The following is a 13,706-nucleotide window of genomic DNA, read 5'->3' on the forward strand; positions in this document are numbered from 1 at the left end:
GGGCGGGAATCCCGTTCGTACGGTGAATTCGTGGCTCCGTGGCGCGAGGACGCGTCGGACCAGCGGTGCCACAGACGTCATCTGCCAGAGACCGAGGGGGAACGGTCATGAGGACGGTCTTCAGCACGGAGGAACTCGAACCCCGGGAGCAGTTCGACAGTTGGTGTACGAGGATGTCCGAGAGCTTCGCGCCCGCCGAGACCTGGACCGAGAGCCCGGACGAGTTCCCGGCCACGCACAGGTTGCTCGACCTGGGGGCGCTGCGGATCTCCGCGCTCGGCAGCCCGCCCGTGCGGCTGCGGCGCACCCAGCGCCACGTGCGCCAGTCCGCGCCCGAACTCTTCCTCCTCGCCCACGCCAGGGCGGGGGGAGTCGCGATCGACCAGAACCGGTGCCAGGGCGTCCTGGAGCCGGGGCACCTGCTGCTCTACAGCTACTCGCAGACGCACGACGCGCAACTCGCACCCGACGGCCGGACGGACATCGTGGAGCTGACCGTCCCCCGGGCCCTCGTCCCGCTCGCCGCCCCGCAGCTCGATCGGCTCCTCGCCACCCCGCTGTCCACCGCGGACGGCCTGGGCGCGCTGCTGGTGGACGTCATGGAGCGGCTCGCCGACGAGACGGTGCCCGTCACCGCAACGACCGCGCCCCTGCTGGCGCAGGCGACGCTCGCGCTGACCACCGCCTTCCTCACCCACGCCAGCGATCCGCAGACGCCGCCGGAGGCCCATCCGCAGGCGCTCGCCCTGGAGATGCGCGCATTCGTCGACGAGCACCTGCGCGAGCCCGACCTCACGCCGGCGCTGATCGCCGCGGCGCACCACGTCTCCGTACGGACCGTGCACCGCTGCTTCGAGCCGTGCGGGACCACCCCCGCCGCCTACATCCGCGAACGCCGCCTCGAACAGGCGCGACGCGACCTCACCGACCCGCAGTTGCGGTGCACGCCGATCCACGCCATCGCGTCGGCGTGGGGGTTCCCGCGCCCGTCGGACTTCTCCCGGGTGTTCCGCGCCCGCTACGGGCGGCCGCCGAGCGAGTACCGGGCCATGACCGACGGGCGTCCCGCCGCTTAGGGTGAGGCGGTGACGCCCTTACCGGAAGACCCGTCGCAAGAAGACCCGTCGCGGCGGATCGGCGAAGCCGATCGGGACAGCGCCGTGGAGCGCCTGCAGCAGGCGTACGCCGAAGGGTTCATCCCGCACGAGGAGATGGACGTCCGGCTGCACCGGGCCCTGACCGCCGAGACCCACGGCGACCTCGCGTCGGCCCTGCGCTCGCTGCCCGCGCAGGAGCCGGCGCCGAAGTCCACGTCGACCATCGCCGCCGCCGGCGGGCGGATCAAGCGGCGCGGGGCCTGGCGGGTGCCGCGGACGCTGAAGGTCGAGTCGGCGTACGGAAGGGTGCACCTGGACCTGTCGAAGGCGGTCTTCGAGCACCCGGTGGTCGACATCGAGTTGGCCCTCGGCACCGGCCGGGCGAAGATCACGGTGCCCCGGGACGCGACCGTCGACCTGGACGGGCTCCAGACCGGGTGGAAGGACTCGCACTACGTGCCCCGCAGTGGTCGCGACGGTCGCGACGGCCCCACGATCCGGATCACCGGCGCGATGGGCTTCGGCCGGCTGAAGGTCCGCCACGCACGGCGCTGACGAGAGCGCGCCACGAAGACGAACGCCCCGCCGGTCAGCACGACCGAGCGGGGCGTTCGCCGTCGTACGACGGGCGGGGCGTCATGCGTACGAGTGCAGGCCCTGCACGAACATGTTCACGCCGTAGTAGTTCCACAGCCAGCACACGAAGGCGACCAGGCCCAGCACCGCCGCCTTGCGGCCCTTCCAGCCGGCCGTGGCGCGGGCGTGGAGGTAGGCGGCGTACACGACCCAGGTGATGAAGGACCAGACCTCCTTGGGGTCCCAGCCCCAGTAGCGGCCCCAGGCGGACTCCGCCCAGATCGCACCGGCGATGATCGCGAACGTCCACAGCGGGAAGACGGCCGCGTTCACCCGGTACGCGAACTTGTCGAGGGTCGCGGCGGACGGCAGGCGCCCCAGCACGGAGGCGGAGAAGTTGCTCGGCTTCTCGCCGCGGGCGAGCTTGGCCTCGTGGAAGTCGCGGAAGAGGTAGAGCATCGAGCCGACCGCGCCGATGTAGAAGACCGCGCCGCAGATGATGGCCGTGGAGACGTGGATGACCAGCCAGTACGAGTCGAGCGCCGGGACGAGCTGGTCGCTCTCGGTGTAGAAGACGGCGACGGCCAGGCCCAGGTCGGCGAGGATCGTCAGGATCAGCGGCAGGCCGAGCCAGCGGACGTTCTTCTTCGCGACGAGGAGGGTGAGGTACGCGCCGACCGCCACCGCGCCGAAGGTGATGGAGAACTCGTACATGTTCCCCCACGGCACCCGCTGCACGGAGATCGCGCGGGTGATGACGCCGCCCGCCTGGAGGATCCAGCCGAGGGCGGTGAGGGAGATGGCGATGCGGCCGTACAGGTCGCCCTTGAACGTGCCGCCGGCGGCGCCGGGGCCGTCGGGGACGTCGCGGGTGCCGGCCGCGGAGCGGGTGACCACCTTCGGCTTTTCGAGGACGGCGGTGGAGCCCTGCTGGCCGCGCACCTGGACGGTGACGGCGGACGGCCCGGTCGCGGCGGCTTCCGCCGTCAGCGCCGCGGCGGTGCGGCCGACCTTGCTGCGACTGCCGAAGATCCACTCGGCGATGTGCGCGAGGAAGGCGAGGGTGTAGACGGCCATCGCCGAGTAGATCAGGACGTTGCTGATCTCGGCGAAGGTCTCGTTGGTAGCGGCGGCGAGAGTCACTTCTCAGCCCCTTCGGCGGAAACTTCGGTGTGGTGAGGGTCGGCCTTGCCGGCGGATTCCGCGGGTTCGGCGGATGGTGCGGTGTCTGCTGGTGGTTGCGGTGGTGCGTCGGCGTCGGAGGACTCGGACGGTGCCGATGACGCGTCCGGCGCGGAGTCCGACTCTACGTCCGCACCGCCCGCCGACTTCGACCCGCCCTTGGGCTCGGCGTCGGGCTCGGCGCCCTGCTCGGGCTCCGGCTCGGGGTCCGCGGCCGGCGGCGCCTGCTCGTACAGCCGCAGGGCCAGTCCGCCCAGCTCCTCCGGCAGCTTCGGGGACTCGCTGCGGCCCAGGCCGGCCATCTCGACGACCGTGACGCCGTCCTTGCCGGTGGTGACCCGCACCCACACCCGGCGCCGCTGGACGAAGAGGGAGGCCGCGAGGCCGAAGATCGCGGCGACCGCGCCCGTCAGCGCCCAGCCGTTGCCCGGCTGCTCGGAGATCTGGAAGCTGGCCCACTCCTTGATGTCCTTCTCGAAGGTGATGGAGCCGGCGCCGTTCGGCAGCGTCATCGTCTCGCCGGGCAGCAGGAGCTGCTTGAAGATCTCGCCCTTGTCGTCCTTGAACTGCTCCAGCTTGGCGGTGTCGAGCTGGTAGACGTTCTGCGGGATGCCGGAGCCGCTGCTGATGGTGCCGCGGTAGGCGTTCAGCGCCAGGACGGGGAAGTCCAGCCCGGGGAACTGCGAGAACATCGAGCTGACCTCGTGCCCGCCGAAGGTCGGGACGAACCACGCCTTGAAGCCGAGCTGGTCCTTCTTGCCGTCCTTGTCGCGGTAGCCGTCGAGCACCTTGATCGCGCCGGACGAGGTGATCATGCCGTCGACCGGCAGCAGCGGGATCGGGCGCTTGTCGACGACGACCTTGCCCCGGCCGTCCCGGACGGTGACGACCGGCGCGTAGCCGTGGGCGAGCAGGTGGACCTTGGTGCCGTCGACGTCCAGCGGGTCGTTGACCTTGATGACGGCGTCCTGCTCCTTGCCGCCGGGCTTGCCCCAGCGCACGGACGCCTCGAAGGTGCGGGCGGTGCCCTTCTGCGGGCCGGAACGCTCGTAGGTGGCGTCGAAGCTCTTGAGGTCGAACCAGAACGGGTCCAGGTTGTCCTTGTCGTACAGGGCCCCGGAGCGGAAGTCGTCGTACTGGGTGAGCGTGTTGGCGAAGCCGTCGCCCTCTATGACCAGCTTGCCGCCCTCGGACTTGAAGAGCTGGCCGGCGGCGAACGCCAGCAGCATCACGATCAGCGAGACGTGGAAGATCAGGTTCCCGGCTTCGCGGAGGTAGCCCTTCTCCGCGGCGACCGCGTTGCCGACGACGTGCGCGCGGAAGCGGCGCTTCTTGAGGACGTCGAGCGCGGCCTCGCGGACCTGCTCGGGGTCGGCGTCGGTGCGCCAGGTCGTGTACGCGGGCATCCGGGTCAGCCGGCCGGGGGCGCCCGGCGGGCGGCTGCGGAGCTGGCCGACGAACTGCCAGGTGCGCGGCACGATGCAGCCGATGAGGGAGACGAAGAGCAGGATGTAGATCGCGGAGAACCACACCGAGCTGTAGACGTCGAAGAGCTGGAGCTTCTCGAAGATCGGCGCCCAGAACTCGTTCTTCTCCTTCCAGGTCTCGACCTTGAGGTCGTCGACCATGCGCTGGGGGATCAGCGAGCCCGGGATGGAGGCGAGGGAGAGCAGGAAGAGCAGGATCAGGGCGACCCGCATGGAGGTGAGCTGCCGCCAGAACCAGCGGAACCAGCCGATGACGCCGAGGGTGGGGCCGCCGGTGAGCTCCTCGCGGGGGGCGGTGGACAGCTGTGCGCCGGCCGCCTCCTCCTGCCGCGCGTCCGCCCGCTGCGCGTCGGCGTCGGTTGCTTCGTCGTTCTTCGCCGTCTCGGACTGCGCCGGCGTCGTCATCTTGCTCATCGGGTCAGATCCCTACCGTGAAGCCCGTGGACCAGACCTGCATCTGCTGCATCATGGCGTCCCAGACGCCGGTCAGCATGAGGAGTCCGGTCGCGATCATCATGATGCCGCCGGCGCGCATCACCCACACGTAGTGCTTCTTCACCCAGGCGAACGCGCCGAGCGCCTTGCGGAAGGCGATCGCGGTCAGCACGAACGGCAGGCCCATGCCGATGCAGTACGCGACCGTGAGCGTGGCCCCGCGGCCCGCGCTGCCCTGGTCGGCCGCGAGCGTCAGCACCGCGGCGAGCGTGGGGCCGATGCACGGGGTCCAGCCGACGCCGAAGAGCGCGCCGAGCACGGGCGCCCCCAGCAGGCCGGTGGTCGGCCGGGTGTGGAAGCGGAACTCGCGGCGGGTCATCCAGGGCATCGCGCCCATGAAGAAGGCCCCCATGAGCACCATCAGCACCCCGAGGATCTTCGTGAGGATCCCCTTCTCCTCCTGGAGGGTGGCGCCGAAGAAGCCGAAGAGCGCCCCGCCCGAGACGAAGACGACCGTGAAGCCGAGGACGAAGAGGGAGGCGCCGAGGGCCATCCGGCCGCGCTTGGCCTCCGCCAGGTCGGTGCCGCCGATGCCGGTGACGTACGAGAGGTAACCGGGGACGAGCGGCAGGACGCACGGGGAGAAGAAGGAGACCAGTCCGCCGAGGACCGCGATCGGTATGGCGACGACGAGGGCGCCGCCGAGCACGGTGGAGTTGATGTCTGTCGAGGCGAGCACGACTGCTGAACCGGCTGACTCCGCGTACGTCACGGGATCACTTCTCCGCGATCACGGGGTCGACCATCTTGCGCAGGTCCTTCTCGGAGATCGCCTTCAGCGAGCGCGCCGCGACCTTGCCGTCCCGGTCGAGGACGACCGTGGAGGGGATGGCCTGCGGGTGCAGCGTCCCCTTCGGGAAACCGCTGATGATCAGCTTGCCCGCGGGGTCGTAGAGGCTCTGGTACGGAACGCCGTACTCCTCCTCGAACTTGATCGCGTCGCCCTTGGTGGAGTCACGGGTGTTGAGCCCGACGAACTCCACGCCCTGCGCCTTGGTGTCCTTGGCGACCTTGGCGAAGGCGGGGGCCTCGGCGCGGCAGGGCTCGCACCACGAGCCCCAGACGTTCAGCACGACGACCTTGCCCTTGAGGTCCGCGACGTCCAGGGATTCGCCTTCGAGGGTCTCGCCGGCAACCTTCCCGATGGCCTTGCGGTCTTCCTTGGCGACGGTCGAGATGCCGCCGGTGTCGGTGACGAAGTTCGTCTGACCGCCGCCACCGGACGTTCCTCCGTCGGTGCAGGCGGACAGGGTGAGCGCCCCGGTCACCACGAGGGCGGCCGTGAGGGCAGCGCGATGCGCACGGCTGAGGCTCATGTGAAAAGTTTCGCATGGCTGATTCGGCGATCTTTGGGACCCCCCTCGATGCCCGCAAGGACCCCATTGGGCGGGCGGCGCCCCTTATCAAGAAGCCTTAAGAAAAGTGTTCCAACCACCTTCCGGCGCGCGGCCCACATCGAGGGTGCGGAGCTTGGCGAGCACGGCCGGGTCCTGGACGTCGAGCCAGTCGCAGAGCTGCCGGAAGGAGACGAGTCGTACGTCCTCCTTCCCCGCCATGCCGCGGATCGCCTCCTCCACCGCGTCCATGTATATGCCGCCGTTCCACTGTTCGAAGTGGTTGCCTATGAACAGCGGGGCGCGATTGGACTCGTACGCCCGACGGAAGCCCGCCAGGTACGCCCCGGCGGCCTGCTCGCGCCAGCCGGCGCGCTTGGCGACCGCGCCCTGGGTGGCGTTCCCGGACTGGTTGACCATGAAGTTGTAGTCCATCGAGAGCACTTCGAAGGAGCGGCCGGGGAAGGGCACCTGCTGGAGCGGGAAGTCCCACAGGCCGTTGCGCCGGCCGGGCCAGACCTGGCGGCCGCCGGGCGAGCTGGCGTCGTAGCGCCAGCCCAGCTTCTTCGCGGTGGGCAGCAGCCGGTCCTGGCCGAGCAGGCAGGGGGTGCGGCTGCCGACGAGTTCCCTGGCGTAGTCGAAGGGCAGCGGGTCGACGTCGGAGAAGCCGGTGTGCGTGCGCCACTTCGTGACGAAGGACACGGCCTGGTCTATCTCGTTCTCCCAGTCGGCCGGGGTCCAGCGGGCCACGGAACGCGCGCCCTCGCCGCAGAAATGGCCGTTGAAATGGGTCCCGATCTCATGGCCGGAAAGCCAGGCGCGGCGCACTTCGCCGAGTGTCTTCCTTATGTTCGCGTCGGTGAGGTAGCCGATGTCGGAAGCGCCGACGGGGTTGTTCGGCGGGCGGTAGAGGTCCTTCTTGGACTCCGGGAGGAGATAGAGGCCGGAGAGGAAGAAGGTCATTCCCGCATTGCACTCGTCGGCGACCTTGAGGAAGCGGGCGAAGAGCCCGCTGCCGGTCTCCCCCGCGCCGTCCCAGGAGAACACCACGAATTGCGGCGGGGCCTGGCCGGGGGCGAGCGGGGTGGGCGCCGGGGGCTGCCTCGGCTGCTTTCCGGTGTCGGCGGTGGAGCCGTCGCCGATGGGCTTCTCCGGGTCGGTGGGCGCCGGGGTGCGGCTGACGCCGCCGCCCTTCGTGCCGGCGTCCCCTCGACCGCTACCGCTGCCGCCGAGGGCTCCGCAGCCGACGAGTCCGGCGGCCGCGGCGGCCGCCAACCCCGCTCCGATCGCTTTGCGTCGGGTGATTCGCCCGGTGTCGTTGCACATTGCTGATCCCGTCCCCGTGGATTTCTCCGTGTACGGGGTGAGAGGTCACGGCAGAGCCACGGGTTCCGCAAATGCGATGTGTTTTACCCAATGGTGACGAAAGCCCGATCCGGGCACCGCGGCGGGTCACGCTCCCTCGCGCTCCCGCCGTGCGGCGCGCCGTATTGCAGCGCCTGCGGCCCGGTGGTGGGCTTGTCGCGCAGTTCCCCGCGCCCCTGTTTTTGCTCCCCCTGTCAGTCACCTGCGGGCAGGGAGTCTTTAGGGGGTGCCCCGTGCCCGCAGGGCACAGCGGGAGGAACTTGCGCGACGAGCCACCCACCGGGCCGCAGTCGCCATCACCGCACACCGTCGCGGCGGCACCGCGCCCGCCGGGGCAACGGCACGCCGCGACGGCGCGTGCGGGGCCGCCGGGCGCGGGCTACGCGCCGAAGGCTTTGGCCTTGCCCTTCACCGGCTTCGCGCCCGCGCGCAGGTGCGCCGGTACGAGGTCGATCGCCGGCTCCGTGTAGCCCACGGAGACGATCTTGTCGCCTTCGTAGGTGAACGAGGTCAGCGAGGCGAGGGTGCACTGCCGGCGGCGCGGGTCGTGCCACAGCCGGCGCCGCTCGACGTAGCTGCGGACGATCCAGATCGGCAGTTGGTGGCTGACGCAGACCGCCTCGTGGCCGCGGGCCGCGTCCCTGGCCGCGTCCAGCGCGCCCATCATCCGTACGACCTGGTCGATGTACGGCTCGCCCCAGGACGGGCGGAACGGGTTGGTCAGGTGCCGCCAGTTCCCCGGCTTGCGCAGGGCGCCGTCGCCGACGCCGAAGGTCTTGCCCTCGAAGACGTTCGCCGCCTCGATCAGGCGCTCGTCGGTGGCCACGACCAGGCCGTGGTTCTTGGCGACCGGGTCGGCGGTCTCCTGGGCGCGCTCCAGCGGGGAGGCCACGACGTGCGTGACGTCCCGGCCCGCCAGCGCATCGGCGACCTTGTCGGCCATCTGCCGGCCCAGCTCCGAGAGGTGGTACCCGGCGCGGCGGCCGTAGAGCACGCCGTCGGGGTTGTGCACCTCGCCGTGGCGCACCAGATGGACGACGGTCCGCTCGGCGCCCCCGCCCGCGCCCGGGCTCTGCTGCCCGCTCATGCGGTGGCCTCCGCTGCGGCGCGGGCGGCGGCGGGCAGCGCGGCGGCGACCTTCTCGATCGCGCGCTCGTCGTGGGCCGTGGAGACGAACCAGGACTCGAAGGCGGACGGCGGCAGGTAGACCCCGTCGGCCAGCAGGGAGTGGAAGAAGGCGTTGAAGCGGAAAGCTTCCTGCCGCTTCGCGTCCTCGTACGAGCGCACCTCGGCGTCCGTGAAGAAGACGGAGAACATGTTGCTCGCGCTCTGGAGCCGGTGGGCCACGCCCTCCTTGGTGAGCGCGTCCGTCACCAGGGCCTGGATCTGCGCGGAGACCGCGTCCACCCGCTCGTACGCGGCGTCGTCCAGCAGCCGTAGCTGCGCGAGGCCCGCGGCGGTGGCGATCGGGTTCCCGGAGAGGGTGCCGGCCTGGTAGACGGGGCCGGCGGGGGCGAGGTGGCCCATCACGTCCGCCCGGCCGCCGAAGGCCGCCGCGGGGAAGCCGCCGCCCATCACCTTGCCGAAGGTGATCAGGTCGGGCTCGACGCCCTCGACGCCGTACCAGCCGGCCTTGCTGGTGCGGAAGCCGGTCATGACCTCGTCGGAGACGAAGAGCGCCCCGTGCTCGCGGCACAGGTCCTTCAGCCCCTGGTTGAAGCCCGGCAGCGGCGGGACGACGCCCATGTTGCCCGGGGACGCCTCCGTGATCACACAGGCGATCTCACCGGGGTGCGCGGCGAAGGCGGCGCGCACCGCGTCCAGGTCGTTGTAGGGCAGCACGACGGTCTCCCCCGCCTGCGCCCCGGTGACGCCCGGGGTGTCGGGCAGCCCGAACGTGGCGACGCCCGAGCCGGCCGCGGCCAGCAGCGCGTCCACGTGCCCGTGGTAGCAGCCCGCGAACTTGATCACCTTCGCCCGGCCGGTGAAGCCGCGGGCCAGCCGGATGGCCGACATCGTGGCCTCGGTGCCGCTGGAGACCAGCCGCACCTGCTCGACGGGGGCGACCCGGGCCACGATCTCCTCGGCGAGAGCGACCTCGCCCTCGCCGGGCGTGCCGAAGGACGTCCCGCGGGCCACCGCGGCCTGCACGGCCGCCTGGACCTCCGGGTGGGAGTGGCCGAGGATCATCGGGCCCCACGAGCAGACGAGGTCGACGTACTCGCGTCCGTCGGCGTCGGTGAGGTAGGGGCCGCTGCCGGAGACCATGAACCGGGGCGTGCCGCCCACGGCTCGGAAGGCGCGCACGGGAGAGTTGACGCCGCCGGGCGTCACGACGGAGGCGCGGTCGAACAGCGCCTGCGAAACTGGGGCTTCGTATGGATACGACACTTTGGCCACTCTGTCCTGATCTGCGATTCGAGGGTGGGGCGGCCGGGGCCCGACGGACGGTGGATCTCGGCCACTGGTGAGTGCGGAGCGTGGACTGCTCCGTATTACGAAACGGCGTCAGCCTCCTCGCATCTGCGAAACTGGGGCCATACAGGGAAGACTCATGTAATCCATGGTGTCAGAGGCCCCGAGCGTTCCTCACGGACAGGTGTTTCACCCGTCGCCCGTGGGGGAGGTCACTGTCACGATGATCGGGTTGCGCGGCGGGGGCTGCGAGTGGTCGGGTGGAGATATGTATCGCGGTGGCGGACTGGGCGAAGGGACCGACGACCTGGGACCTGAGCCCACCGGGCGGGGCAGGCACCGGCGGGGCGACGCGGATGCGAACGCACGTGCACACGCGCATGCGGACGCGGAAGCGAACGCGAGCGCCTCGGGAGGCAGGAGCGCCCGCGTGGGGGTGACGTACAAGTACTTCGGCGCACCGGACGGCGCCACCGCGGCGAGAGTGCCGATCTCGATGCGCCCGGAGGAGCTGGGCGGCGACGAGCTCGGCATGGGCGGGCTCTTCACCAAGATCAAGCCCGAGACGATAGCCGCGATGGTCCTCACCGGCATAGAAGGCATGCCGCTGCACAAGGTCCCCCCGCTGGAGCTGGTCGTCCTCCACCCCGACTACGCCGTCGTGAAGCTGCCGACGACCGTGGTCGACCCGCTGCGCGGCGTGGGCGTGGAGTCCGTCGGCGCCGCGGCCTTCATCTGGTCGACGGTCCCGGACCGCGGGGGCCCGCGCGATGCGTTCAACGTCTACCAATTGCTGCACGAGTGGCAGGATTTCAGCCATCGCCTGCATGAGGCGGGCCACCAGCCGTACTGCCTGGTGTGGCCGTGAGCCGAGCGGGCGCGGCGTGAACACCCCGACGGCGCCCGGGCCCTGAGCAACGGCGCCGAACCCTGAGCAGCGGCGCCCTCGTCGGGCGGGGGTCGATGGTTCGCCCGGGGCGCAACCGGTAAAGCTCCGGGGTGCACGGAGCTTTACGTGCTTCGGATGCGCCCCGTTCGTACGCTGGCTACGCGGGTGGATGCGTCCGGGGCTGCCCACGGCGGGGGAAGGGACGTGGTGGCAGTGGACGAGGGGGAGCGGGCCGGAAGGTTGCGCGTGCTGTCGGCGGGTGGTGGCGTGTTGGGCGCCGGCATCCTGGTGGGGTCGGGGACGGTGCTGACCTGTGCGCACGTGGTGTCCGCCGACGGGAGCCGCGGGGCGGAGGCGGACCGGTCCTTACGGGTCGACGCCCCGGGCGGTCCGCGGGTCCCGAGCGGGGCGGCGCACGTGGTGCCGGGCGGGTGGTTCCCCGGGCCGTTGGCCGGTGGCGCGGGCGGGGACCTGGCCGTGTTGCGCACCGACTGGGTGCCGCCCGACGGGCTGGCGCCGGCGCGCCTGGGGCCGTGCGGCGAGCCGGACCGGCGCGAGGTCCAGGTGTACGGGCATCCGGCCGGCGCGGTCGACGGGCTGTGGGCGCAGGTGCGGCTGGCGGGGCGCGGCGGACCGCACCGGGAGTGGGTCCAGTTGGAGGGCAGTCAGGCCCACGGCGCCCGGATCGAGCACGGGTTCAGCGGCGCCGGGGTGTGGGACCCGGTGGCGCGGCGGGTGATCGGGATGGTCACCGCGGCGTACACGGACCGGCAGGCGAAGGTGGCGTGGATGCTGCCGATCGAGGCCGCGGCGCGGCTGTGGCCGGACCTGGCGCCGCTCTTGGCACCGCCCGACGGGATAGCCGGCGCGCCGCACCCGGCGCAACGCACGGCGCACCGGGCGCGGTTGCCGTCCGACCGGGACCAGTTCGCGCTGGCCGACGCCCTGTTGCGGGTGGACCAGGTCGAAGAGGACGGCGCGGCCGCGCTGCGCCGCTTGCTGCCGCCGCGCATCCGCGGCGCCATCCGCACCAGTTCCCGCCCGCGGCTCCAGGTCTTCTACCTGGTCCAGGGCTGCGTCGACCACCGGGACGGCAGACGGGCCCTGGTGGACGCCCTGCGGCTGCTGGACGACGCTTCGGCGCCGGCGCAGTGCGCCCTGGAGCTCTTCGACGAGTTGTGGCCGGCGGCTGCGGAAGGCGGGGCCCCGTGACGTCCGCCCGAGGTCCCGTGACGTCCGCCCGGAGATCCTGGGGGCCGCCGAAGATCCTCATCGACGCGCTGGAGGCCCTGCCGTGTCTGGAGGAGCCCGCGCTGCTCCACGAGTGCGCGCGTCAGGTCGGCCGGGCGCTGGGCGTCACGATCGCGGTGCCCGACAGCAGCCGCCGTCGGGTCGCGCTGCTGTTCCTGCTCAGGGAAGTGATGCCGTATCCCGACGGGTTCCAGGTGCTGGGGAGCGTGGTGTCGGCCCTGGAGGGCGAAACGCGCCACATGGCGCGGGTGCGCACCGCCATCGCGCTCGCCGAGGTGCCGGTCTTCCCGCCCGACAGTTGGGAGCGGCTGATGGAGCTGCTCGGCGGGCTGGAGGTGCTCGACATCGTCGGGGCGTTCCGGGCGGCGCTGGGCCTGCTGCCCGAAGACCTGCCGCAGCACTGCACGGAGCCCTGGTCGGCGGTGCTGTACGCGGCCACGCTCAACGCCCGGCCCGGTGAGCCCCTGCCGTGCGTGCTGCTGGTGGAGCTGTTCGCCCGGCTCGCCACGGGCCAACAGCAGAAGGACCTGCTCAACTGGGCGACGGAGCACCGCTTGCAGCCCGACGGCACGGGGCGGACCGTGCTGGCGGTCGGCGGCGACGGCCCGGCCGACGCACTGGTCCCGGTGCCCGCCGACGGCGGCAACGGGGCCGGGGTCGGCGGGACGCCGGACGGCGGTGCCCGCCACGGCGACCACCACGGCAGCACCCGTACGGCCGTCGCCCCGCCCCAGGTCGTGGCGCCCGCCGTGTGGGCCCCCGGCGCCTGTCTGCTGATCCGGCTCCGCCCGCTGCCGGACCCCGACCACGAGGGGGAACTGCTGCTGTCGTACTGGCGGCAGACGGGCGGCCCGGCCCCGTACCCGGTGCGCGGCGGTGATCTGCGGGTGGACGTGGCGGAGCTGCCCGAGCACGTGAAGACCCTGGTGGAGCAGGCGGAGACGGGCTGGGCGTACTTCTGGAAGGAAGACCTGACGCTGGAGTTCCTCTTCCCCCGCGACCTGCTGGACCTCCCGGTCGAGCAGTGGGAGAAGCGGGGCTTCCTGGACGCCAGCGGCACCCTCGGGGAGGACCACCCGGTGGTGCTGCGCAGCCTCGAAAGGATGGAGCGCGCCGACACGCACGGGCGCTGGGCCAAGCGCTGGGACGCACTGGTGGCCGACCGCGGGGGGCCGGTCCACTGGTTTCCGGCCGACGGCCGGGCCCGGCTGCTGACGGATCCACCGCCGGTGGTGGTGGTCCTCAGCGATCCGCCCGGCCGCCCGAAGGGCCACCGCTCCGGCGTCGATGAGCTGGGGGAGTCGCTGCGGGCCGGGGTCCCGATCGTGATCTGGGACCGGCGCGGCGGCATCGATCCCGCGTTCCGCGACGAGTTGCTGAAACTCACCGCTCGGCAAGGGATTCGACAATTACCCGACGCAGTCAGGTCGTTGCGCATTGAGGCCGGGGGCGAGGATCCTGAGGGCGGCTCCTCTATGCTCGGCCGGCACGCAGCACTGCTCTGGGACGACCCGTACCGCCTACCGGGCGAGCGGGGAGACGCGGCGGACACGTCCGCCCAGGGGGGAGGGTAGGACCAGATGCCTCCAGACGGCGGCGCACCCAGGGAGACGCG

Annotated in this window: 12 protein-coding genes; 5 read left to right on the forward strand and 7 right to left on the reverse strand. The window is 71.7% G+C overall.

Annotated features, from left to right (window positions below; genetic code table 11):
* Positions 1–107 precede the first annotated feature (107 nt).
* Together ACH4E8_RS05470 and ACH4E8_RS05475 are read left to right on the forward strand one after the other, a co-directional pair.
* Positions 108–1,076, forward strand: coding sequence for a helix-turn-helix domain-containing protein (locus ACH4E8_RS05470; RefSeq protein ID WP_398444524.1), 969 nt, complete (start codon positions 108–110; stop codon positions 1,074–1,076).
* 9 nt (positions 1,077–1,085) lie between these two features.
* Entirely contained in the window at positions 1,086–1,652 is a 567-nt protein-coding gene (locus ACH4E8_RS05475; protein ID WP_398444526.1) for a DUF1707 domain-containing protein, read from the forward strand.
* 81 nt (positions 1,653–1,733) lie between these two features.
* On the opposite strand, the gene ccsB is transcribed toward ACH4E8_RS05475, so the two are convergent.
* The 7 genes from ccsB to hemL all read right to left on the reverse strand — a co-directional run bounded on the left by ccsB (position 1,734) and on the right by hemL (position 9,936).
* Positions 1,734–2,816, reverse strand: a complete 1,083-nt coding sequence (gene ccsB / locus ACH4E8_RS05480; RefSeq protein ID WP_398444528.1) for a c-type cytochrome biogenesis protein CcsB — start codon at positions 2,814–2,816, stop codon at positions 1,734–1,736.
* Positions 2,813–4,747: a cytochrome c biogenesis protein ResB gene (locus tag ACH4E8_RS05485; RefSeq protein WP_398444765.1), complete on the reverse strand. Its 1,935-nt coding sequence runs from the start codon at positions 4,745–4,747 to the stop codon at positions 2,813–2,815. Before ACH4E8_RS05485 ends, ccsB begins: the two co-directional genes overlap by 4 nt.
* Before the next feature lie 13 nt (positions 4,748–4,760).
* Positions 4,761–5,516: a cytochrome c biogenesis CcdA family protein gene (locus ACH4E8_RS05490; protein ID WP_398444529.1), complete on the reverse strand. Its 756-nt coding sequence runs from the start codon at positions 5,514–5,516 to the stop codon at positions 4,761–4,763.
* Positions 5,517–5,553: 37 nt separating this feature from the next.
* Complete coding sequence (locus tag ACH4E8_RS05495) at positions 5,554–6,153, reverse strand: TlpA family protein disulfide reductase (protein WP_398444531.1); 600 nt, start codon at positions 6,151–6,153, stop codon at positions 5,554–5,556.
* An 87-nt stretch (positions 6,154–6,240) separates the two neighbouring features.
* The gene (locus ACH4E8_RS05500) at positions 6,241–7,497 is read right to left on the reverse strand and encodes a hypothetical protein (protein WP_398444533.1); all 1,257 of its coding nucleotides are present in this window, start codon (positions 7,495–7,497) and stop codon (positions 6,241–6,243) included.
* A gap of 418 nt (positions 7,498–7,915) precedes the next feature.
* Positions 7,916–8,623, reverse strand: coding sequence for a histidine phosphatase family protein (locus ACH4E8_RS05505; RefSeq protein ID WP_398444535.1), 708 nt, complete (start codon positions 8,621–8,623; stop codon positions 7,916–7,918).
* Complete coding sequence (gene hemL / locus ACH4E8_RS05510; RefSeq protein ID WP_398444536.1) at positions 8,620–9,936, reverse strand: glutamate-1-semialdehyde 2,1-aminomutase; 1,317 nt, start codon at positions 9,934–9,936, stop codon at positions 8,620–8,622. The genes ACH4E8_RS05505 and hemL overlap by 4 nt, the downstream gene beginning before the upstream one ends.
* A gap of 283 nt (positions 9,937–10,219) precedes the next feature.
* Here hemL and ACH4E8_RS05515 point away from each other — a divergent pair, with 283 nt between their 5' ends.
* From ACH4E8_RS05515 to ACH4E8_RS05525, 3 genes are all read left to right on the forward strand, one after another.
* Positions 10,220–10,819, forward strand: coding sequence for a hypothetical protein (locus ACH4E8_RS05515; RefSeq protein WP_398444538.1), 600 nt, complete (start codon positions 10,220–10,222; stop codon positions 10,817–10,819).
* Between the two features lie 228 nt (positions 10,820–11,047).
* Positions 11,048–12,052 carry a trypsin-like peptidase domain-containing protein gene (locus tag ACH4E8_RS05520; protein ID WP_398444540.1) on the forward strand — a complete coding sequence of 335 codons (1,005 nt, stop codon included), beginning with the start codon at positions 11,048–11,050 and terminating at the stop codon, positions 12,050–12,052.
* Positions 12,049–13,665, forward strand: coding sequence for a hypothetical protein (locus tag ACH4E8_RS05525; RefSeq protein ID WP_398444542.1), 1,617 nt, complete (start codon positions 12,049–12,051; stop codon positions 13,663–13,665). Before ACH4E8_RS05520 ends, ACH4E8_RS05525 begins: the two co-directional genes overlap by 4 nt.
* Positions 13,666–13,706 lie beyond the last annotated feature (41 nt).

Origin of the sequence: Streptomyces sp. NPDC017979 (genome assembly GCF_044328175.1) — a bacterium.
GTDB lineage: Bacteria > Actinomycetota > Actinomycetes > Streptomycetales > Streptomycetaceae > Streptomyces.

Coding starts and splice junctions, on each gene's coding strand:
- ACH4E8_RS05470 (WP_398444524.1), top strand. CDS start 108: ATGAGGACGGTCTTCAGCACGGAGGAACTCGAACCCCGGGAGCAGTTC.
- ACH4E8_RS05485 (WP_398444765.1), bottom strand. CDS start 4,747: ATGACGACGCCGGCGCAGTCCGAGACGGCGAAGAACGACGAAGCAACC.
- ACH4E8_RS05495 (WP_398444531.1), bottom strand. CDS start 6,153: ATGAGCCTCAGCCGTGCGCATCGCGCTGCCCTCACGGCCGCCCTCGTG.
- ACH4E8_RS05500 (WP_398444533.1), bottom strand. CDS start 7,497: ATGTGCAACGACACCGGGCGAATCACCCGACGCAAAGCGATCGGAGCG.
- ACH4E8_RS05505 (WP_398444535.1), bottom strand. CDS start 8,623: ATGAGCGGGCAGCAGAGCCCGGGCGCGGGCGGGGGCGCCGAGCGGACC.
- ACH4E8_RS05515 (WP_398444538.1), top strand. CDS start 10,220: ATGTATCGCGGTGGCGGACTGGGCGAAGGGACCGACGACCTGGGACCT.